Here is a 20,280-nt window from a genome sequence, read left to right as displayed (position 1 = left end):
TTACGGTCCAGTTTTCGCGGGGACGCGAAGGAAAGCATCGAAGATTTTCTCGCTATCTCCAAAAGCGCTCACCATACCGTCGCGCATCACAGCGATTTTGTCGGTCACCGGCAGAATGCCCATTCGATGCGTGATGATCACAATTGTAATTTGCCTGCACTTCATGCGCTCTATGGCGTCGAACAACAGCCGCTCACCCTCATAGTCGAGACTGGAATTCGGATCATCAAGGACCACAAGAGGAGGGTTGCCATAGGCTGCGCGCGCCAGTCCCAATTGCTGGCGTTGCGCCCGCAGAAGCAAGGCGCCACCTTCGCCGATATCGGTTTCGTATCCCTGCGGCAGTCGCATGATCGTCTCATGCAGTCCGACGAGTTTGGCAGCCTCGATAACCTTACGCGGATCCGAACCGTCGAGCCGACCGATGACATCTTTGATCGCGCCGCCGAAAAGTTCGATATCCTGCGGAAGATAGCCAATATGGCGGGCATTGTCGCAATGGCGAAGCAGCGAAATATCGATGCCGCCCAGAAGAGCACATCCGCAGGTTGGCCGTGAAACCCCAGCCAGAATTCGTCCGAGAGTCGATTTGCCCGATCCAGAAGGGCCGATCAAAGCAACACAATCACCCGGAGCGACCTGAAACGATACGCCTCGCAGGATGAACCGATCCGATGAGGGGAACCGATAGCCGACATTGTCGAGAACGAGCTGGCCTTTGGGCTCCGGTAGCAGAATGGTTCGCTTGTTGTCTCCGGGTGCAACCAGAGTGAGCATCTTGTTCAGGCGGTTGAATGCGCCGCGCACGAAAGCCAGTGCCCGCCACGCGCCTATGGCGCCTTCTACAGGTGCCAGTCCACGCCCCAGCAACAGACTGGCGACAAAAATAATTCCGGGGTTGCTGTTGTTCTGGAGGACGAGCCATGTCGCGGCTCCCATCATCAAAATTTGCGTCAACGCACGCACCGATTTCGAAAATGCCTGAAGCACCTCTGTTCGACGCGCCACACCATCCTGAGCCGCTCTGACAGCCTCGGCATCCCGGTAAATGAGGTGAGCTGCGCCATGTTGCATCCCCATCGCGCGGATTACACCGATATATTTGAGAGCCATTGTGAAGCGGGAATAGCTTCGTGCCTGCGCAATATTTGCCTGTTCATTCAATTCGCGCGTCGTGAACTCATTCAACAAGGCCAAAAGCAGCAGGCACAATGCACTGCTCAAGCCGATAAACCCGAGGAGCGGATGAACCAGAAAAAGCAGCACGAGAAAAACTGGGGCCCAAGGAATATCGAACAATAGCGCACATGATGGGGAATCCAGAAACTGGCGCAAAACGGAAAGGTCACGATAATTTTCAGCGGCTGTTCCGGCATCAGTGCGCGCCGCATATTCGAAGGATGCATTCATGACGACAGGACGCAATTGACGATCGAGCCAGCTACCGATCCGGGAAAGCGCGGCGCGGCGTACGATATCGAGCAGAGACCCGACAATAACGGCTATCGCGATGATGATCGTCAGCATCAGCAAAGTATCAACACTGCGGCTCGACAGAACACGATCATAAATCTGAAGAAGATAGAGGGAGGGAGCAAGCAGAAAAATATTGTAGCCGCAACTATAGGCGAAGACCAAACCGAAGGCACCGGCACACCGACGCAAGGCAGCGACCAATGGGGTCACCGTATAGCGCGCTTGCGTAAATGCCGCTGTCATGTGTCGCCTCCGTCGAGATCTCCATTGTTATCGTAGGTTCACAATACCCATTGGCCTGTGAGGCAATGTCAGCGTATCGGCAATTCCGGGTAAAATGGGGAGCAACGATTTCAACCGTCGCTCCCAAGTCGGATTTCTCGACCACCCAGCAAAAGCCAATTGCCGATCACAGCGGCAAGTGGCTCAGATCGATATCGTGAAAATTGTCGTTAAAGCTGTCGATAAAGTTCGCTATATCGTTGGTCGTCGTAGTGGTTGTTGTGGTCGTCGTTTCCGGATTGGAGTGCACGAGCGCAGAGGAAATATCACCGCCGCGAGCCATGTTCCCATCGCCGCCGTTGCCACCGACCCCTGCAAGGATCGTTGCGTGCTGGTCGGCCAGAAGTTCGGTATATTGAACGGCACTGGTGTCCGCCTGACCGGCTGCTACATTGCCGCCGCTCGAAGAACCCAGACTGCCGTTGGAATTCGCGTCGCCGCCAGCACCGCCAGCACCATTGTTGGTGATGTTGGCGAGAAAGCCATTCGCTGCATCAGCTCCGCCGCCATCTCCGGCATGGCCTGCGTCCCAGCTGGCGTTTAACCACGGGGAATCGCCACTATGCACATCAACGGCTGCGCCTGTTACGTTTTGCGTATTGGCCACGACTGCACTTGGATTGTAATTGATATTCCCAAAATTATAGCCATCAGCACCGTTACCGGCATTAGCGTCGCCTGCATAAACGTCACTGAGATGGATTGTGTCGGAAACTCTCGGAATAGGCATTGTTTAATTCCTCCCTGTTGAGCCCCAGCCCTGTTTCGGATTGAACATCAGTCTTGGTGGTCGGCATTCCCAGATAAGAGATTGGCAAAATCGCGTTACCGACCGCGTTCCAAAGAGTGCGCGTGTTGATGTTGCGGGACTAGCTAGAAATTCGGGTATCTACTTTAGGGTGGGCCAGACCGGAATGTATCAAGCGTGAAGAAGGCCAAGAATGTCGTTTGCAAGAAGCGCATCATGGCTTGTGTCGGTCAGATTATCGTAGCCGCCTGAACCACCGATACCGGCAATCTGCAGAGCATGCTGATCGACAAGCAGATGGTCTATCTGCTGGGCATCAGCGGTTCCGCCAGCGGGAACTGCAATATTGATCGGGTGGAAATACCCGATATTCACGTCCACCATACTGCCCAGGGAAACACCGTCACCACCGCTTCCTGCAGCTGTATTGCCGGTGAAAATTGTGTCCGAGGCCATGTTGAAGCCGCCGCCATTACCGCCGATCCCGGCAATCTGCGTGCCGCCCTGATCGAAAATCACGTTGTTTGTCTGGTGCGCCTCTGCATTGCCGCCAGCGGCAGCGACAGCGATATTGATGGGGGAGAAGATCGCCACGTTCACATCGATCATGGTGCCGGCAAAAATACCCGCGCCACCATGACCCGCATAATTATCACCGGTGAAATAATAGGAATTTCCAGCGTCTGTATGTATCGGAGAGGCTGAAACGGACCCGGCGGCATTATGGTCTCCACCCGAGCCTCCAATACCCGCCATCTGGTCCGCGCCTTGCAGGAAGGCAGCGTTGTTGGTCTGGTTGGCAGACGCTACGGAATTGGATCCGCCTGCAACCGCTGCATTGACGGGAGCAAAAACCGCGACATCGGAGCTGACAAGTCCGCCAAAGAAAACCCCGTCGCCACCGCTTCCTGCATGATTGGAGGTCGCGCCTTCTGTACCTCCGATCACGGCGTTGCCGTTTCCGCCGTCTCCCCCCATTCCAGCCATTTCAACGACATGCTGATTAATCAATGCATTGTTGAACTGGTCCGCGCCCGCCCCGGCTCCCGGACCGGCAATTGCCGTATTGGACGGAACGAACACAGCGGATGCGTCGCTGCTTATCACACCGACGCTCAGTCCCATTCCACCGCTTCCGGCGGAATTGCCAGTTGTGCCTGAAGCGACACCGAAAGGGAGCCATGTCGGCACGAGCGCCAGGTGTCCGGCTGCGGTAGTTAAAGACGTACCTTGAACACCACCTGCAGTGAGGGTCTCGTTGGATATGGGACGTAGTTCATTCATCACCATTTCTCCTCGCCGGGCCCAATTCCCAATGGTGTTGAGAAATATTCGGCTCCATGGCTATTGTGCCGTCAAATGACGCAAAAGAAGAGCCGGTAATTTGTCTACATCTGTTTGGGTGTAATGCACCCTTCGGGTTCCGTGCGGGTAACTTGAGCTTATATGGATCCGCTGCTGGAAACGTGCTCTGCACGGACCATGGCTATACCGACAGCCACCATTTCACATGGCTCGCGACGGTCTGCCCACATTTCGCAAGTGAAACAATTATCTTCATTTGACTTTCTTTTTGTTTTCGATTTTCATTGTTTGGCTTTCACACTCGCAATGGCCGAACGTGTGAACAGGGGGAGGAACATGTCAGTTACGAGTGCGCATGCCCTCTTCTCGGACAGTGGCGATCACGGTGTTCGGCACCATCGCCAAAGCGACAAGCTGCGTGCTTGTCGAAGTCATCCAAACCGAGTTTGTTCAAGCGTTAAAGATCACGGTCGCGCTGCCGCATCTGCTGGCTCGCGCTCATTGAGCGCCGGGTTCGGTGTTGTGTTAAGCTGGATGAAATCCGTTGGGAAACATCCTGTTAACAGCGCCCGGATTGTCGTTGGAACTTGCATGTTTCCTGAGAAAGTGTGGAAGCGGTTCGCAGAACACGGATTGCTCATAAGGGATAAGGCACAGTCCCTGGAAGTTCATATTGAGAGGAATTGCCAATAAGCGCAATAATTCCGACGGTTGGAGGAGGCCTCGGGACATATGCTGGAATTGCGAAATATCTCGAAGACGGTTGGTGGAGCCACCCATATCCATCCGACAAGTCTGGTACTGCCTCGCGGGAGCCTGAATGTCCTGCTCGGACCGACCTTGTCCGGGAAGACCTCGCTCATGCGCCTCATGGCGGGCCTGGACAAGCCAAGTGAAGGCTCGATCCTGTTCGACGGACAGGATGTTACAGGCATGCCCGTGCAGAAGCGCAATGTGGCGATGGTCTACCAGCAGTTTATCAATTACCCGGCTCTGACGGTCTATGAAAACATTGCTTCGCCGATGCGCATCGCTGGCAAGGCACAGTCGGAGATCGACAGCGAGGTTCGCAAGGCGGCGGACCTTCTCAAGCTGACGCCTTATCTGGACCGCACACCGCTTAATCTCTCCGGCGGGCAGCAACAGCGCACTGCAATTGCCCGGGCCATTGTGAAAAAGGCCAATCTCGTCCTCCTCGATGAACCGCTGGCCAATCTCGACTACAAGCTGCGTGAGGAACTCCGTGAAGAGCTGCCGCGCATCTTTGCCGAATCCGGTGCGATCTTTGTTTACGCAACAACCGAACCTTCGGAAGCCCTGCTGCTCGGCGGCAATACGGCGGCACTTTCAGAAGGCCGCATCACGCAGTTCGGGCGCACAATCGATGTCTATCGCCGCCCGCTCGACCTCGTCACGGCACGAACATTTGCCGACCCGCCCCTGAACACAGCACGCATGGTCAAGTCGGGGGATCGTTTCCTGCGCGCCGACCGCCCGGCCATTGCCGTACCAAGCCAATTGGCTGATATAAGCGACGGTCCACTGACGATCGCGTTTCAGCCGCATCATCTGCTGGTCCGTCCGGCGGAAAACGCTACGGTTCCCATTCGGGCCCGCACGCTGGTATCCGAGATCGCCGGATCGGAAAGCTTCATCCATCTCGATTACGAAGGCGACCGCTGGGTCATGCTGGCGCACGGTATCCAGATCGTCGAGCCTGATCGCGAAATCGAGGTCTACCTCGACACGCGACACCTGATGGCATTCGATGAAACTGGCCGCGCGGTTGGCCGCACGGTTGGTTTGGCGGCATAGGAGGGCGACGATGGCACGTATCACTCTCGATCATATCCGCCACGCTTATAATGCGAAGGCGCAAGCCGCAGGCGAATACGCTCTCAACATGGTCAATTACGAGTGGGAGGACGGCAGCGCCTACGCGCTGCTCGGCCCGTCCGGTTGCGGCAAGACGACCCTGCTCAACATCATTTCCGGCCTTCTGCAACCAACTGAGGGGCGCATCCTTTTCGACGGGCAGGACGTAACCGGCCTTGCCACCGAAGACCGCAACATTGCGCAGGTCTTTCAGTTTCCCGTCGTCTACGACACGATGACCGTGTTCGACAATCTGGCCTTTCCGTTGCGCAACCGACGGATGCCGGAAGCGGAAGTGGAACGTCGCGTCAAGGACATTCTGGAAATGACCGACCTCGGCGGCATTGCCGGGCGACGCGCACGCGGACTGACGGCAGATCAGAAACAGAAGATTTCGCTCGGTCGGGGACTGGTACGCGCGAATGTGAACGCAATCCTGTTCGACGAACCCCTGACGGTTATCGATCCGCACATGAAATGGGTGCTGCGCTCACAGCTGAAACGCTTGCACCGCCAATCGGGTTTCACGATGGTCTATGTCACGCATGACCAGACGGAGGCGCTGACATTCGCCGACAAGGTCGTGGTGATGCATAACGGAGAAATCGTGCAGATCGGCACGCCTGCCGAACTGTTCGAGCGCCCGAGGCATACATTCGTCGGCTATTTCATCGGCTCGCCGGGTATGAACCTCATGCCCGCACGGATCGACGGCCAGACTGCCACAGTCGGCGCGCAGGCCATTCCACTGCCCGGCATACCGCAGATTGGTGATGCAAAAAGCATCGAACTGGGCATCCGTCCGGAATTTGTCAGGCTCGGTCGCGAAGGCCTGCCAATCCGCATCGACAAGATCGAGGATATCGGGCGCTACCGCATCGTGCGGGCAGGCTTCGAGGGGCAGAAACTCGCCGTCGTGATCGGCGAGGACGACGAGATACCAGCCGAACCGCGCGTGACCTTCGATCCGAAGGCAATCGGCATATTCGCGGATTCCTGGCGCGTGGGAATGGAGGGCTGACCATGGAAAAAAGCTGGAACAACAAAGCCTGGTTCCTGGTCCTGCCGGTGCTGGTGCTGGTCGCCTTTTCCGCCGTCATTCCGCTGATGACAGTGGTGAATTATTCGGTGCAGGATACGTTCGGCAACAACCAGTTCTTCTGGGCCGGGACGGACTGGTTCGAGCAAATTCTTCACTCCGGTCGTTTCTGGGATGCGCTCTGGCGCAATCTCATTTTCTCGTTCATCGTGCTGGCGATCCAGATACCGCTCGGCATCCTGATTGCGCTCAACATGCCGAAAAAGGGCTTCTGGGTCCCCGTCTGTCTGGTCACCATGGCATTGCCCCTGCTGATCCCGTGGAACGTGGTCGGCACGATCTGGCAGGTTTTCGGACGCAGCGACATCGGCCTGCTCGGCTATTACGCCAATTGGCTGGGGCTGGACTACAACTACGTCAACGATCCGTTCGACGCCTGGGTGACGATTATCATCATGGACGTATGGCACTGGACCAGCCTCGTGGTGCTGTTGTGCTATGCAAGTCTCGTATCCATTCCGGATGCCTATTATCAGGCAGCCAGAATCGACGGAGCTTCGCGGTTTTCAGTGTTCCGTTACATCCAGCTGCCGAAGATGAAGCGCGTTTTGCTGATCGCCGTCCTGCTCCGTTTCATGGACAGTTTCATGATCTATACCGAGCCCTTCGTGGTGACTGGCGGCGGACCGGGCAATTCGACAACATTTCTGTCGATCGATCTGGTCAAGATGGCGCTGGGTCAGTTCGATCTTGGACCGGCGGCGGCGATGTCGTTGATCTACTTCCTCATCATCCTGCTGCTGTCATGGGTGTTCTACACCGTCATGACCAGCCACGATCAGGAGGTGTGAGATGAACGCCATACAGGGAACTTCCGTGGGCAGTGCACCTGCAATTGCACCGATCTCAAACGCCGTCCGACAAAAATCGAGCAGACGTGATAGGCCGCGGTTCGGCTGGCTGATACCGACAATCTATATCGTTCTGCTTCTGATACCGATCTACTGGCTCATCAATATGAGCTTCAAGACCAATCAGGAAATCCTGACGTCGCTAACGCTCTTTCCGCATGAGCCAACATTGCAGAACTATCGCGCCATCTTCACCGACTCCGCCTGGTATTCGGGTTACATCAACTCGATCATCTATGTGGTCATGAACATGGTAATTTCGGTTTCGGTGGCGCTGCCTGCAGCCTATGCCTTCTCGCGCTACCGGTTTCTGGGCGACAAACACCTGTTCTTCTGGCTCCTGACCAACCGCATGGCGCCTCCGGCGGTGTTCGCCCTGCCGTTCTTCCAGCTCTATTCGGCATTCGGGCTCATCGATACGCATATCGCAGTCGCACTGGCGCATTGTCTGTTCAACGTGCCGCTGGCGGTGTGGATTCTGGAAGGCTTCATGTCGGGCGTACCAAAGGAAATCGACGAGACAGCCTATATCGACGGCTATTCGTTTCCAAAGTTCTTCGTGAAGATCTTCATGCCCCTGATCGCATCCGGCATCGGCGTGGCAGCCTTCTTCTGCTTCATGTTCTCATGGGTGGAATTGCTCATCGCCCGCACGCTCACGACGACAGACGCGAAACCCATTGCAGCCACGATGACACGCACCGTTTCTGCTGCCGGTATGGACTGGGGGCTGCTCGCTGCGGCAGGTGTTCTGACCCTGATACCCGGTGCGTTGGTGATCTGGTTTGTCCGCAATTACATCGCCAAGGGCTTTGCCCTGGGGAGGGTATGACGATGTTTCATATGCCCGACTTCTCATGGATGGCCTGGACCTGGCAGACGGCGGCGTTTTTCTGCGCCATAGCATTTCTGCTGCTGGGCATGGGCGTGTGGGAATATATCTCGCCCGGCGGCTCGCCGCGCAACGGTATCCTGCGCTTCGAGACAACACGCGGCGACCGCCTGTTTATCTCGCTGCTCGGCAGCGCATTCATCAATCTGGCATGGCTCGGGCTGGTTGGTCCGAACCTCTGGTGGGCTCTTGCCATTTCAGTGGTCTACGCCATCGGCGTATTCCGCTTTGTGTGAGAAATCCGGAGCGGAAACCTTCCGCTCCGCGCAAAATGGGCTCGGGGGACAAACCGCGCCCGGAAGTCGATATGCAATGCACTCGCAAGCTTTGGGAGGATCAACATGCGACGGCATCTAATGACGACTACAGCACTTATCGTGCTGGCAATGACAGGGGCAGCTTCAGCGGGAATGGATGAGGCGAAGCAATTTCTCGACAAGGAAATTGGCGACCTTTCATCCCTGTCGCGCGCCGATCAGGAAAAGGAAATGCAGTGGTTCATCGATGCGGCCAAGCCTTTCCAGGGCATGGATATCAAGGTCGTTTCGGAATCGCTGACCACCCATGATTATGAATCGAAGGTGCTGGCGCCCGCATTTACCGCCATCACCGGCATCAAGGTCACGCATGACCTTATTCAGGAAGGCGACGTCGTCGAAAAAATTCAGACCCAGATGCAGACCGGCCAGAATCTTTATGACGGCTGGGTCAACGACTCCGATCTGATCGGCACGCACTGGCGCTATCAGCAGGTCCGCAACCTCACCGACTTCATGGCCAATGAAGGTAAGGATGTCACCAATCCGGGCCTCGATCTGGACGATTTCATCGGCAGCAAGTTCACGACGGCTCCGGACAAGAAGCTCTACCAGCTTCCCGACCAGCAGTTCGCAAACCTCTACTGGTTCCGCTACGACTGGTTCAACGACGAGAAGAACAAGGCCGACTTCAAGGCCAAGTACGGCTACGATCTTGGCGTACCAGTCAACTGGTCTGCCTATGAAGACATCGCCGAGTTCTTCACCGGTCGCGATGTCGACGGCAAAAAGGTCTACGGCCATATGGACTATGGCAAGAAGGACCCGTCTCTCGGCTGGCGCTTTACCGATGCGTGGCTTTCCATGGCTGGCAACGGTGACAAGGGACTGCCAAACGGTCTGCCGGTCGATGAATGGGGTATCAAGGTTGATGATCAGTCGCGTCCGGTCGGCTCATGCGTAGCCCGCGGCGGCGACACCAATGGACCAGCTTCGGTCTACGCCATCCAGAAATATCTCGACTGGATCAAGGCCTATGCTCCGGCAGAAGCTCAAGGCATGACCTTCTCCGAATCCGGCCCGGTTCCGTCGCAGGGCAACATCGCCCAGCAGATTTTCTGGTACACGGCTTTCACCGCCGATATGGCCAAGCCCGGCCTGCCGGTCGTGAACGAGGATGGCACGCCGAAATGGCGTGTTGCCCCCTCCCCGCATGGCGTCTACTGGAAGGACGGCATGAAGCTTGGCTATCAGGACGTGGGTTCCTGGACCCTCATGAAGTCCACCCCGGATGACCGGGCCAAGGCTGCCTGGCTCTATGCGCAGTTCGTGACGTCCAAGACGGTCGATGTGAAAAAGAGCCATGTGGGTCTGACCTTCATCCGCGACTCGTCCATCCATCATCAGAGCTTCACGGATCGGGCACCGAAGCTCGGCGGTCTGGTCGAGTTCTATCGGTCGCCGGCCCGCGTCCAGTGGTCGCCAACCGGCACCAACGTGCCTGACTATCCAAAGCTGGCTCAGCTCTGGTGGCAGGCGATCGGCGATGCATCGTCGGGTGCAAAAACGGCACAGGAAGCGATGGATTCACTTTGCGCCGAACAGGAAAAAGTTCTCTCGCGTCTGGAACGTGCGGGGGTACAGGGCGACATCGGACCGAAGCTCGCCGAGGAACATGACATCGAGTACTGGAACAAGGATGCCGTTTCCAAGGGTAACCTCGCTCCTCAGCTGAAGATCGAGAACGAAAAAGAAAAGCCGGTTACGGTCAATTACGATGAACTGGTCAAGAGCTGGCAGAAGTAAGCCTTGCGCATAAACACTGTCGGGAAATCCGTGGGATGACACGACAGGCTGAACATTGAACCGCATTGCGTACATTCATTGCGCAATGCGGTTTTCATATCAACTTGAGGACAAGAAGAAGGGCGGCAGGTAATGCCGCCCTTTTGTATTTTGGTCACAATCAGCCACGCTGTGAATCGAGCTGTTCGTGGTTCTTTTCGACGTCCTGCGCCTTCAAGTAGCTTTCGATGAGAAGCTGGTAGGGAGGGAAAATCTTGGTGTAGACATTGGCCCATTCCTGCGCATCGTCACGATGCCATGTCTTCTGGAGTTCCGAAGCCACCGCAGCCGTATCCATCGGCACGACACCGGCCTGAACAACACGAGCGAGCGTAATTTCCTGCGCCATCTTGGAATAGGTTCCGGATGCGTCCACCACGGCGAAAACCTTATAACCGTCCTGAACGGCACTGATTGCCGGGAAGGCCATGCAAACGCTGGTGATGGTGCCTGCGATGATCAGGGTCTTGCGGCCCGTGGCCTTCACGGCAGCAACGAAATCCGGATTGTCCCATGCGTTGATCTCGCCACGGCGCGCTACATATTTGGCATGAGGGGCGTTCTCATGAATCTCGGGGATCAGCGGACCATTGGGGCCCTGCGGCACGGATGCCGTGGTGATGACCGGCATCTTGGTCAGCGTGGCCATCTTGGCAAGCGCGGTCGCATGATTGCGCAAAACAGGCATCGGCATGTCTGCGACGGTCTGAAACAGGCCGCTCTGATGATCGATCAGAAGCATGACGGCGTCGTTGGGGTCGATAACCGGACGCTGGCCGTTAAAGTTAGCTGGGCTGCTCATTTTAAGTCTCCTTCTTCAGGCTTGGACGTATTCAGGGCCGAAAGCATTTCCGGTCCGGGGATACCCGTGGTTCTTACTGACGCTACGGGAATGGATCAGGCAGGAATGGCGCCGAATTTCCCTGTTCGGAAATCCGCGAAAGCATCCTGCAATTCTTCATTTGTGTTCATGACGAAAGGGCCACGCATGGCGACAGGCTCTTCAAGCGGTTCGCCGCTCAGCAGAAGGACGGTTGCGTCGCTGTCAGCCGTAACCTCGAAACTGCCACCTTTTCGGTCGAGCAGAACGAATTGCGCATCCCGTGCCGATCTGTTGCCGTTGACGGTGATCGTTCCGCGCAAGATTGCCAGGCCGGTCGTATGTTGATCGGGAAGATCAAACACAACGCTTCCGCCCTGTTTCAGGCGCAGGTCCCATAGATCAATCGGCGTGAAGGTGCGTGCTGGTCCGGCATGTCCGGCATAGTTCCCGGCTATGACACGGACAATTCCAGCTTCATCCGGCAGGGCCACGGTCGGAATATCCCGATCGAGCACCGTCTGGTAAGCGGCGGGCGCGGACTTGTCCTTGGCAGGCAGGTTGACCCAGAGCTGCACCATTTCCAGCGTGCCTCCCTGTTCGGTAAACGCCTTCGAATGGCGCTCCTCGTGCAAAATCCCGGCGGCAGCAGTCATCCATTGTACATCACCGGGACCGATCATGCCTCCGCTTCCAGTGGAATCGCGATGTTCAACTTCGCCCTGATAGACAATGGTCACGGTTTCAAAACCGCGATGGGGATGGCTGCCAACCCCGCGCGGGGTTGCCGTGGGTGCAAACTGTTCCGGCCCGGCATAATCAAGATGCAAGAAGGGGCTGATGTGTTCGCCCATTGTCGCATGGGAAACCATGGAGCGAACCGGAAATCCATCACCCACCCAATGGGGTGATGAGCTGCTGTAAATGCCGATAACCTGTCTCATCTCGATCTTCCCGATTTATTTCGTTGCCTTGCAGACACTGAATTGACTGTCTGAGAGCAAAATAAATCTGGAACAAATTGACCGGTAGATCGAAGTTCAGGCTATACTGTCCTGAAAACAGGACAATGAAAGGCCCGGCCATGGCTGATCTCAACGATATGCGGTTTTATGTGGAAGTCGTGGAGCAAGGCGGCTTTTCCGCTGCCTCCCGAAAACTGGATATGCCGCGCTCCAGGCTGAGCCGCCGGATCGCCCTGCTGGAAGATGATCTCGGTGTCAGGCTTATCCAGCGCACCACCCGACAATTTGCCGTGACGGATATCGGCCAGGAATTTTATCGCCATTGTCTGGCGATGATGGTTGAGGCCGATGCTGCGCTGGACGTGATCGACAGAATGCGCACGGAACCGCAAGGCACGGTGCGGGTGAGTTGCCCGGCATCGGTCATTTATTTCCAGGTCGGTGAAATGATCGCCCGTTTCATGGCGCGATACCCAAAGGTGAAAATACATCTGGAAAGCACAAACCGGCGCGTGGATGTTATCCGCGAAGGCTTCGATCTCGCTATCCGCGTCCGCTTTCCACCGCTCGAGGATAGCGATCTCGTCATCCGCAAGCTGGCGGAAAGCGAGCAACGACTGGTGGCAAGCCCTGTATTCGTCAAGGAGGGATGCAACGCCGTCCCCGCCGACCTCGTCGACATGCCCGGCCTTGCCTGGGGATCATCCCACAACAGTTTTGAATGGAACCTGCTTGGTCCGAACGGCACCACGGCTGAAATTCCCTATCAACCGCTGCTGATCACGGAAGATATGGTTGCGCTGCGGCTGGCCGCTCTTCAAGGCATCGGCGTTTGCCAGTTTCCCACAATGGTTGTCCGGGATGATATAAAGACTGGGCGGTTGGTTGATCTTCTGCCCGACTGGGCACCCCGCAGCGGCATCATCCATGCTGCTTTTCCCTCGCGGCGTGGCCTGCTGCCTTCAGTGCGCGCACTTCTCGATTTTTTGGTCGAAGAGTATGCCGCTCTATCCGCAAGCGAACACAGGTCATGACGACCCAGAGACCTTCTCCAACGTATGGTCTACCGCTGGCTAAAGAATAGTTTCGTCGATAGCCTTGCGTTGAACAGCGCATTCCCGCGCCAGAAAGTCGATCAGGGTACGCACCGAAGGCAGCAAGCCACGCCTGGATGGAAATACTGCATGGACGATGCCCGCAGCCGGGCGCCATTCGGGCAAGACAGGCACCAATGTGCCTGCGGCAAGGTCACGCCAGATCATCATGGTTGGCAGCTGCACGATCCCGGCACCGTCGAGCGCGGCATCGCGCAAGGCAGCCATGTCATCAGTCAGGAAGCGGGGACGGTGCGGAATGACTGCCCGCTCGCCATTGTGCTTTTCAAGCCGCCATTCATAATTATGGGAGGCTGATGTCCATGCAAGGCTTGGTAGCCCCACCAGATCAGCCGGTGTGGTCACAGGTTCATTGAGGAAACCGGGTCGCGCGACCAGATACTGCGAACTGTCGTCCAGTTTGCGCATCAGAAGGTCGGTTTGCTCCAGCGGCGGAAACCGTACGCGGATGGAAACATCGAAACGTTCGCCGATCACGTCAACACGGCGATTGGTGCTTTCCAGATGCAGGTCCACCTTCGGATAGGCTGTGAGAAACTTGGCAAATAACGCCCCGAACTGGAATGAAATCAGCGCTGTCGGGCAGCTTAACCGAACCACGCCTTGCGGCTCGTCGCGATGTTGCGCGATGAAAGCAGTGGCAGCTTCCGCTTCAACCAGAACTGCCAGACAGCGGCGATAATATTCACGCCCGATATCGGTGACGGAAAAATGGCGCGACGAGCGCTGGATCAGGCGGACGCCCAACCGTTCCTCCAGAATCGCGATACGGCGGCTCAGTTTCGATTTTTGCAGGCCGATGGCGCGGCCTGCCTGTGCGAAGCCGCCATGATCAACCACCTGCACAAAGTAATAAAGGTCGTTCAGGTCTTCCATCGTTCCATTAATAGAACGCAGCGTCGATTTTGACAATCTTTTGCGCTTTTCGTTGCTGAGATAGCTTTCATTCATTCCACCAACGCCAAACGTTACACGAATATACGGGTGGCGATCTATCCTCTGACTTCCTGAAAGGAAACGTCGATGACCAAGCCATATGTACGCCTCAACAAGGATGATGTTGCTGTTCTTCTCGTCGATCACCAGACTGGCCTGCTGTCGCTGGTACGAGATTTCGACCCGGACAAGTTTAAGAACAATGTGCTGGCGCTCGCCGATCTCGCCAAGTATTTCAAGCTGCCGACTGTTCTGACCACCAGTTTTGAAAACGGCCCGAACGGCCCATTGGTGCCGGAGCTGAAAGAAACATTCCCCGATGCGCCCTATATCGCTCGCCCCGGCCAGATCAACGCCTGGGACAATGAGGAATTCGTCAAGGCGGTGAAGGCTACCGGCAAGAAGCAGCTGCTCATCGCTGGTGTCGTGACCGAAGTCTGCGTGGCTTTCCCGGCATTGTCCGCTATCGAAGCCGGTTTCGACGTCTTTGTCGTCACTGATGCGTCGGGCACCTTCAATGAAGTGACCCGCCATTCGGCATGGGACCGCATGAGTGCAGCCGGTGTGCAGCTGATGACCTGGTTCGGCGTTGCCTGTGAACTGCATCGCGACTGGCGCAACGATATTGAAGGTCTGGGTACGCTGTTTGCAAACCACATTCCAGATTATCGCAACCTGATCACCAGCTACAACACAATGACGTCCGGCAAATAAGCCGTCGCGACAATTCCGGTAAGCGAGCTTTGCTTGTCGGTTGGAGCATTGCAAGAGAACGCCGGGTTATAGCCCGGCGTTTTTTGTCATTTCTGATGAGTCAGGCCTGGGAGACTGTTATCGCTTCGCGCAGAACGGAGCGCAGCCAGGCGACAGCCGGATGCGCCCCGAAAGTATTGTGCGACAGCATGTTGATCTGAGTGGCTGGCAACGGATAGGGTGCCTCATGCAGAACAAGACCGTAAGTATCTTTGTAGGTTTCCGCGACACTGCGCGGTAACAGGGCGATCATATTGGTCGCCGCGACAAGCGGCGGTACGGCAAGAATGAGGGAAACCGTTGCGCCAATACGGCGTGACAGACCGACCTCCCGTAGCAGCCCCTCAAGAAATGGCGGATTGCTGGTTACAAACGCGCGCTCGAGACCTTCCTGTTCTTGCATGCCGGCAGCTTCCATTGCCGCGCGGCCTGACAACAAGACATCAATGTGTGGATAATGCCCGAGTGTTTCAATTGTCAGCGGGCCGGAAGAAGCCGGATGGTCTTTGCGCATGATCCAGACATTATCGACAGATACCAGCGTCTCCCGCCTGAATCGGCTGGGAATGCGTCCGAAAGCACCGACAACGAGATGCAGGGTTCCGCGATCCAGTTCTTCGACCAGATTGAGATCATTGAACAATCGAAGCCAAAGCCGGATACCCGGCGCTTCCTTTTCGAGTCGCTCCATGACGGCAGGAAAGAGCGTGCCGATATAGAAATCGGAAGTGGCGACCACAAAGCTCATATCCGCCGTGGCGGGATCGAACTGAACTGGTGAAAGTGCCGCTGATATGTCGGCAAGAGCCGAACGCAGCGGCTGCGACAGCTCTTCGGCGCGTGGCGTCGGATGCATGCCCTGCGGGCCGCGCACGAACAGTTCGTCTGACAGAATATATCGCAATTTTCCGAGTGCGTGACTGACTGCCGACTGGGTGAGATTGAGCCTCTCCCCGGCCTTGGTCACGTTCCGCTCTTCCATCAACGCGTTGAAGACACGGATCAGATTGAGGTCGATATTATGAATGCTGCTCATAATTCAAATTATAACAAATCATTTCAATCATGAAAGGAGGCATACCATATTCGCTCCATCAAACGGCTTTGATTTTCACAAGCCAAAACAAAGTCCCAAGGAGACAGAAAATGAAAAAGATCGTTTTTGCTATTACCGCAATTTTTCTCAGCACCGGTGCCGCTCTGGCTGAAAACCCGTTCGTCGGCCAGCCGGAAGCCATGGCCGCACAGGACAAGGCATTTGTTCTGCCCGGACGGGATGTGAACTCTTCGTTCCTCAAGCTCGACTTCACCAGCACGGCGGCGATCGTTCCTGCAAAAGAGGTCACAGAGAACGGCTCGGCACATCGCTTCGGCGATGCTTCACCTTCCAGCTTTCAGAACTAACGATACTCATCCCATGTCGAAACTGAAGGCGAAGCCGCGGCTTCGCCTTTTGGTTCTCACAGTCGGATATCAATTCAGACAATCAACTCAGGAACTGCGTGTTATGAACAAGCCAGTTGTTCTCTTTCAGCAGCCAGCTCCGGTCAAGGACAAGCCGGAGCCCCTCAAAGCAGCAGGAAAGCCCCGCCGCCGGGCCTATCTCAGTCTTGCCCGCGCATCTGTGATTGTCGCTGGGATCGGTCTTGCCATCGTCATTCCGCTTGGCTGGGGAAGCTGGGTGGCAGGCATGACCAACCAGACGACCGACAATGCCTATCTGCGTGCCGACACAACACCGGTCAGTGCTGAGGTTGGCGGGCGTATCGTGCATTTACTGGTGGAGGATTACCAGCACGTCAAAACTGGACAACTGCTGATGCAGATCGACCCGACCCAGTATCAGGCACAGGTGGATCAGGCCGGAGCTAGCGTAGCCGCCGCACAGGCCGCAATCCGTAATGCGCAGAGCAACATCACCTTGCAGCAGCGTGTGATCGAACAAGCAGAAGCCGGACTGGCGGCGCTCAACGCCGACCGCGAGCGCGTCGTCAGTGAAGGTCACCGACAGACATCTCTGACGAAAGACGGCTGGTCGACAGCGCAAAAGCTGGAAGCCGCGATTGCCGACGTCAAACGCATCGAAGCGCAGATTGCTGAAAAACAGGCCGAAATAGCAGCCGAGCGTCAGAAGCTGGACGTTCTTGCCACCCAATCCGACCAAGCCCAGGCTGAACTGTCCAATCAGCAGGCTGCATTGCGGCTCGCGCAGATCGACCTGGATCGTACCCATATCACAGCACCGATGGATGGTGTTGTGGGTGTCAGCGGCGCGCGCGAAGGACAATATGTACGGGCCGGGTCGCAACTCGTTTCAGTCGTGCCTGTCTCGAAGCTCTATATCGTCGCCAATTTCAAGGAAACGCAGCTGGCCAAGTTCAGGCCGGGTCAGGTTGTCAGCGTGACGGTCGATACATTCCCGGGCAAGGAACTGCGCGGTTATGTGGAGCGGTTGTCACCGGCAACCGGATCGGAATTCAGCCTGCTGCCACCGGACAACGCGACCGGCAATTTCACCAAAGTGGCCCAGCGCGTTGGCGTGCGCATCGCGCTTGAACAGAATGGTGAACTCGACGAACTGCTTCGCCCGGGCATGTCGGTCGTGGCAACCGTGCATACAGACCAGAGCATTGAGACGACAGCCAGTCTCATCAAATAGCTAATTGGGCCGCTTGCCGCGAAACTTCGTTTGAGACGGCAGGCGGCAGGAGCCGAAAAGCCATGTCCACCGCTACGACCGTTCGGGGTTCTGCCCAATCGCGCCCCACAAGCCTACCCAACATGCGGGCTTTGATCGGCGTCGCCGCCGTCCTGCTTGGCACGACGACATCCCTGTTGAACTCGCGCCTCACCGATATCGGGCTTGCCGATATTCGTGGCGCACTTGGTGTTGGCATGGATGAGGCGAGCTGGCTGACGACGGCTTATGTCGTTGCCGAAGTGGCCGCCATACCATCCGCCGTCTGGCTGCGCTCGATCCTCTCGCCCGCTCGCGGGGTCATGATCGGAGCACTCATCTTCACGATTGCATCGATGCTGGCGCCGTTCAGCCCCAATCTCCAGACGCTTATCAGCATTCAGGCGATACGCGGCCTGAGTGCAGGTATCCTGATGCCGATGGCTTATGCCGTGATCATGCGGCATTTGCCACAGCATCTGCGGCTTTACGGCTTGTCGCTCTATGCGCTGGCTTCGTCACTTACACCAAACCTTGCTGTCAGCATCGAGGGATGGGTGATCACTCACTTGTCTTGGCAATATCTGTTCTGGATCAACATTATACCCGGCAGTCTTACACTGCTGGCGGGAGCCTACGGGCTTGCCAACGATCCTATCAAATTCCTGCGCTTCCGCAGACATGACGGTTTCGGTCTGCTGGCACTGTCTTTCGGGCTGGCTGCATTGGTTACGGCACTCGATCAGGGCAACCGCCTCGACTGGCTCGGATCGGGATTGATCGTGGGTCTGCTGGCGTCGGCCTTGTTCTTTCTGAGCATTTATCTCATCCATGCATTGTGGCATCCAGATCCGGTGGTCAGTCCGCGTCTGCTTGCCAGACGGAATATTGGCTTCAGTCTGTTCCTGATGTTCGCCATGCGCATCGGGTTGATGACCTCTGCTTATCTGCTGCCGCAATACCTGATCCGTATTCAGGGCTATCGCGCGCTGGAAAGCGGCACGATGTTCTGGGTCTCTGTTCTGCCGCAGATCGTTCTGACGCCATTCGTCGCCTGGCTGACCTACAGGATGGATCCGCGCAGTCTGGCAGCATTCGGGCTGATGCTGTTCGGCGCAGGTGTTCTTATGCTGTCCGGTCTCACGCATCTGTGGACCTCGGATCAGATATTGCCTTCGTTGTTCGTGCAGTCCATCGCCGCACCATTCACCGCCATACCTCTGATGGTTCTGATAACGGAAGACATCAGCGTCAGGGAAATACCGTGGATTGCGTCCCTTGTTCATATCGTTCGCACGGTTGGCACAGCCATCGGTCTTGCTGCGGTCAGCACATTTACACGCGTGCAGGAGCAGTTGCACTCCAATCTGCTTGGCCTGCATCTGGAACGGGGCGCTGCGGATGTGCAGGGCCACATCGACCGAACCGCAGCCATGCTGGAAGCTCACAACAGCGATCCGACGAGAGTGACTGCCCAAGCCACGGCCATGCTCGCCAGAACCGTTCAACGGGAGGCTTTCGTGCTGGCCTACAGCGACATGTTCGTCATGATCGGTCTTGCCATTGCTCTTGCAGCGCTCGCAACACTCTTCATGCGCCAGCCAAAGCTGCCAGGAAAATTCCTGTGATACCGGCTGTATCTGCTGCAGTTCCCGCTTCAACGCAAGCAACCGTCCTATTTATAGGACATTGAGTACCGAAATCCGAACTACACAGCGTTGCGCCCGACAGCTACTTACAAAGGCATCGAAGCGATCACTGTATTCACGCTTCACGGCTAAATCTCGACAAGGAAATGGACATGAGAAAGTTCGTACTGCCCCTCTTAGCCTCGTTGCTGTCAGTCTCGGCTGCCCAGGCTGCGGATTACAAACTGGACCCAACACATACAAAAGCTGTTTTCTATATTGATCACTTCAATACATCGACAAACAGCGGCGGTTTCTATGAAATCAACGGCGATATCTCGTTCGATCCTGAAACCATGGATGGGAAGATGGATATTTCAATTCCCGTCAAGACGCTGAATACAGGCATGGCCGCATTTGATAAGCACGTGACAGGTGCTGACATGCTGGACGCGGAAAAGTTCCCGACCATTGAGTTCAAGTCGACCAAGTGGAATTTTGACGAAGACAAGCTGGTATCAGTGGATGGCGATCTGACCATGAAGGGAAAGACACTGCCAATCCAGCTCACGGCCACCAAGTTCGGTTGTTACCAGAGCCCGATCTTCAAGGCAGAAGTCTGTGGTGGCGATTTTGAAGCAACTATCGATCGCACCCAGTGGGGCGTGGACTTCCTTGTAAAAGAAGGCATGGCCAAGATGGTCAAGCTTGAAATTCAGGCTGAGGCTATCAAGCAGTAAATCAACTGCCCTGACC

At 56.2% G+C, this 20,280-nt stretch carries 20 protein-coding genes; 13 read left to right on the top strand and 7 right to left on the bottom strand.

Annotation, left to right across the window (positions count from 1 at the left end; translation table 11 throughout):
• The 3 genes from KWJ32_RS01010 to KWJ32_RS01000 all read right to left on the bottom strand — a co-directional run bounded on the left by KWJ32_RS01010 (window position 1) and on the right by KWJ32_RS01000 (window position 3,790).
• The gene (locus KWJ32_RS01010; RefSeq protein WP_012093312.1) at window positions 1-1,719 is read right to left on the bottom strand and encodes a type I secretion system permease/ATPase; all 1,719 of its coding nucleotides are present in this window, start codon (window positions 1,717-1,719) and stop codon (window positions 1-3) included.
• 166 nt (window positions 1,720-1,885) lie between these two features.
• Window positions 1,886-2,488 carry a hypothetical protein gene (locus tag KWJ32_RS01005; protein ID WP_029926710.1) on the bottom strand — a complete coding sequence of 201 codons (603 nt, stop codon included), beginning with the start codon at window positions 2,486-2,488 and terminating at the stop codon, window positions 1,886-1,888.
• A gap of 189 nt (window positions 2,489-2,677) precedes the next feature.
• Window positions 2,678-3,790 carry a hypothetical protein gene (locus KWJ32_RS01000; protein WP_012093314.1) on the bottom strand — a complete coding sequence of 371 codons (1,113 nt, stop codon included), beginning with the start codon at window positions 3,788-3,790 and terminating at the stop codon, window positions 2,678-2,680.
• Between the two features lie 376 nt (window positions 3,791-4,166).
• On the opposite strand from KWJ32_RS01000, the gene KWJ32_RS00995 reads away from it, so the two are divergent.
• The 7 genes from KWJ32_RS00995 to KWJ32_RS00965 all read left to right on the top strand — a co-directional run bounded on the left by KWJ32_RS00995 (window position 4,167) and on the right by KWJ32_RS00965 (window position 10,591).
• Complete coding sequence (locus KWJ32_RS00995; protein WP_155269240.1) at window positions 4,167-4,316, top strand: hypothetical protein; 150 nt, start codon at window positions 4,167-4,169, stop codon at window positions 4,314-4,316.
• 227 nt (window positions 4,317-4,543) lie between these two features.
• Entirely contained in the window at window positions 4,544-5,626 is a 1,083-nt protein-coding gene (locus KWJ32_RS00990) for an ABC transporter ATP-binding protein (protein ID WP_010659163.1), read from the top strand.
• A 10-nt stretch (window positions 5,627-5,636) separates the two neighbouring features.
• The gene (locus KWJ32_RS00985; RefSeq protein WP_012093315.1) at window positions 5,637-6,707 is read left to right on the top strand and encodes an ABC transporter ATP-binding protein; all 1,071 of its coding nucleotides are present in this window, start codon (window positions 5,637-5,639) and stop codon (window positions 6,705-6,707) included.
• 2 nt (window positions 6,708-6,709) lie between these two features.
• Entirely contained in the window at window positions 6,710-7,576 is an 867-nt protein-coding gene (locus KWJ32_RS00980) for a sugar ABC transporter permease (protein ID WP_010659165.1), read from the top strand.
• A gap of 1 nt (window position 7,577) precedes the next feature.
• Window positions 7,578-8,468 (top strand): carbohydrate ABC transporter permease, encoded by an 891-nt coding sequence (locus tag KWJ32_RS00975; protein WP_012093316.1) that lies wholly within the window; start codon window positions 7,578-7,580, stop codon window positions 8,466-8,468.
• Window positions 8,469-8,470: 2 nt separating this feature from the next.
• Window positions 8,471-8,764 carry a DUF2160 domain-containing protein gene (locus KWJ32_RS00970; protein WP_012093317.1) on the top strand — a complete coding sequence of 98 codons (294 nt, stop codon included), beginning with the start codon at window positions 8,471-8,473 and terminating at the stop codon, window positions 8,762-8,764.
• A gap of 105 nt (window positions 8,765-8,869) precedes the next feature.
• A complete protein-coding gene (locus KWJ32_RS00965; protein ID WP_010659168.1) occupies window positions 8,870-10,591 on the top strand; it encodes an ABC transporter substrate-binding protein in 1,722 nt (573 codons plus the stop codon).
• A gap of 160 nt (window positions 10,592-10,751) precedes the next feature.
• Here the strand turns inward: KWJ32_RS00965 and KWJ32_RS00960 are convergent, their stop codons facing one another.
• Window positions 10,752-11,432 (bottom strand): hydrolase, encoded by a 681-nt coding sequence (locus KWJ32_RS00960; RefSeq protein WP_012093318.1) that lies wholly within the window; start codon window positions 11,430-11,432, stop codon window positions 10,752-10,754.
• Window positions 11,433-11,527: 95 nt separating this feature from the next.
• Complete coding sequence (locus tag KWJ32_RS00955; RefSeq protein ID WP_012093319.1) at window positions 11,528-12,394, bottom strand: pirin family protein; 867 nt, start codon at window positions 12,392-12,394, stop codon at window positions 11,528-11,530.
• Window positions 12,395-12,534: 140 nt separating this feature from the next.
• Here KWJ32_RS00955 and KWJ32_RS00950 point away from each other — a divergent pair, with 140 nt between their 5' ends.
• Complete coding sequence (locus KWJ32_RS00950; protein WP_192799363.1) at window positions 12,535-13,449, top strand: LysR family transcriptional regulator; 915 nt, start codon at window positions 12,535-12,537, stop codon at window positions 13,447-13,449.
• A 39-nt stretch (window positions 13,450-13,488) separates the two neighbouring features.
• Here KWJ32_RS00950 and KWJ32_RS00945 read toward each other — a convergent pair whose 3' ends face one another.
• Entirely contained in the window at window positions 13,489-14,406 is a 918-nt protein-coding gene (locus KWJ32_RS00945) for a LysR substrate-binding domain-containing protein (protein ID WP_012093321.1), read from the bottom strand.
• 147 nt (window positions 14,407-14,553) lie between these two features.
• Between KWJ32_RS00945 and ycaC the strand changes: the two genes are divergently transcribed.
• The gene (gene ycaC / locus KWJ32_RS00940) at window positions 14,554-15,180 is read left to right on the top strand and encodes an isochorismate family cysteine hydrolase YcaC (protein ID WP_012093322.1); all 627 of its coding nucleotides are present in this window, start codon (window positions 14,554-14,556) and stop codon (window positions 15,178-15,180) included.
• A gap of 100 nt (window positions 15,181-15,280) precedes the next feature.
• On the opposite strand, the gene KWJ32_RS00935 is transcribed toward ycaC, so the two are convergent.
• Complete coding sequence (locus KWJ32_RS00935) at window positions 15,281-16,255, bottom strand: LysR substrate-binding domain-containing protein (protein ID WP_012093323.1); 975 nt, start codon at window positions 16,253-16,255, stop codon at window positions 15,281-15,283.
• 110 nt (window positions 16,256-16,365) lie between these two features.
• Between KWJ32_RS00935 and KWJ32_RS00930 the strand changes: the two genes are divergently transcribed.
• The 4 genes from KWJ32_RS00930 (at window position 16,366) to KWJ32_RS00915 (ending at window position 20,264) form a co-directional block, all read left to right on the top strand.
• Window positions 16,366-16,623: a hypothetical protein gene (locus tag KWJ32_RS00930; RefSeq protein ID WP_012093324.1), complete on the top strand. Its 258-nt coding sequence runs from the start codon at window positions 16,366-16,368 to the stop codon at window positions 16,621-16,623.
• A gap of 103 nt (window positions 16,624-16,726) precedes the next feature.
• Window positions 16,727-17,878, top strand: coding sequence for an HlyD family secretion protein (locus KWJ32_RS00925; RefSeq protein WP_012093326.1), 1,152 nt, complete (start codon window positions 16,727-16,729; stop codon window positions 17,876-17,878).
• Between the two features lie 62 nt (window positions 17,879-17,940).
• Complete coding sequence (locus KWJ32_RS00920) at window positions 17,941-19,524, top strand: DHA2 family efflux MFS transporter permease subunit (RefSeq protein WP_012093327.1); 1,584 nt, start codon at window positions 17,941-17,943, stop codon at window positions 19,522-19,524.
• A 167-nt stretch (window positions 19,525-19,691) separates the two neighbouring features.
• On the top strand, window positions 19,692-20,264 hold the full coding sequence (locus tag KWJ32_RS00915; protein WP_210211195.1) for a YceI family protein: 573 nt from the start codon (window positions 19,692-19,694) through the stop codon (window positions 20,262-20,264).
• Window positions 20,265-20,280 lie beyond the last annotated feature (16 nt).

It is taken from the genome of Ochrobactrum sp. BTU2, assembly GCF_024539785.1.
Classification (GTDB): Bacteria; Pseudomonadota; Alphaproteobacteria; order Rhizobiales; family Rhizobiaceae; genus Brucella; species Brucella anthropi.
This window is presented reverse-complemented; position numbering and strand designations above follow the sequence as displayed.

Coding starts and splice junctions, on each gene's coding strand:
- KWJ32_RS00975 (WP_012093316.1), top strand. CDS start 7,578: ATGAACGCCATACAGGGAACTTCCGTGGGCAGTGCACCTGCAATTGCA.
- KWJ32_RS00925 (WP_012093326.1), top strand. CDS start 16,727: ATGAACAAGCCAGTTGTTCTCTTTCAGCAGCCAGCTCCGGTCAAGGAC.
- KWJ32_RS00995 (WP_155269240.1), top strand. CDS start 4,167: ATGCCCTCTTCTCGGACAGTGGCGATCACGGTGTTCGGCACCATCGCC.
- KWJ32_RS00980 (WP_010659165.1), top strand. CDS start 6,710: ATGGAAAAAAGCTGGAACAACAAAGCCTGGTTCCTGGTCCTGCCGGTG.
- KWJ32_RS00955 (WP_012093319.1), bottom strand. CDS start 12,394: ATGAGACAGGTTATCGGCATTTACAGCAGCTCATCACCCCATTGGGTG.
- KWJ32_RS00915 (WP_210211195.1), top strand. CDS start 19,692: ATGGACATGAGAAAGTTCGTACTGCCCCTCTTAGCCTCGTTGCTGTCA.
- KWJ32_RS00950 (WP_192799363.1), top strand. CDS start 12,535: ATGGCTGATCTCAACGATATGCGGTTTTATGTGGAAGTCGTGGAGCAA.
- KWJ32_RS01005 (WP_029926710.1), bottom strand. CDS start 2,488: ATGCCTATTCCGAGAGTTTCCGACACAATCCATCTCAGTGACGTTTAT.
- KWJ32_RS00970 (WP_012093317.1), top strand. CDS start 8,471: ATGTTTCATATGCCCGACTTCTCATGGATGGCCTGGACCTGGCAGACG.
- KWJ32_RS01010 (WP_012093312.1), bottom strand. CDS start 1,719: ATGACAGCGGCATTTACGCAAGCGCGCTATACGGTGACCCCATTGGTC.
- KWJ32_RS00920 (WP_012093327.1), top strand. CDS start 17,941: ATGTCCACCGCTACGACCGTTCGGGGTTCTGCCCAATCGCGCCCCACA.
- KWJ32_RS00930 (WP_012093324.1), top strand. CDS start 16,366: ATGAAAAAGATCGTTTTTGCTATTACCGCAATTTTTCTCAGCACCGGT.
- ycaC (WP_012093322.1), top strand. CDS start 14,554: ATGACCAAGCCATATGTACGCCTCAACAAGGATGATGTTGCTGTTCTT.
- KWJ32_RS01000 (WP_012093314.1), bottom strand. CDS start 3,790: ATGAATGAACTACGTCCCATATCCAACGAGACCCTCACTGCAGGTGGT.
- KWJ32_RS00960 (WP_012093318.1), bottom strand. CDS start 11,432: ATGAGCAGCCCAGCTAACTTTAACGGCCAGCGTCCGGTTATCGACCCC.
- KWJ32_RS00945 (WP_012093321.1), bottom strand. CDS start 14,406: ATGGAAGACCTGAACGACCTTTATTACTTTGTGCAGGTGGTTGATCAT.
- KWJ32_RS00965 (WP_010659168.1), top strand. CDS start 8,870: ATGCGACGGCATCTAATGACGACTACAGCACTTATCGTGCTGGCAATG.
- KWJ32_RS00985 (WP_012093315.1), top strand. CDS start 5,637: ATGGCACGTATCACTCTCGATCATATCCGCCACGCTTATAATGCGAAG.
- KWJ32_RS00990 (WP_010659163.1), top strand. CDS start 4,544: ATGCTGGAATTGCGAAATATCTCGAAGACGGTTGGTGGAGCCACCCAT.
- KWJ32_RS00935 (WP_012093323.1), bottom strand. CDS start 16,255: ATGAGCAGCATTCATAATATCGACCTCAATCTGATCCGTGTCTTCAAC.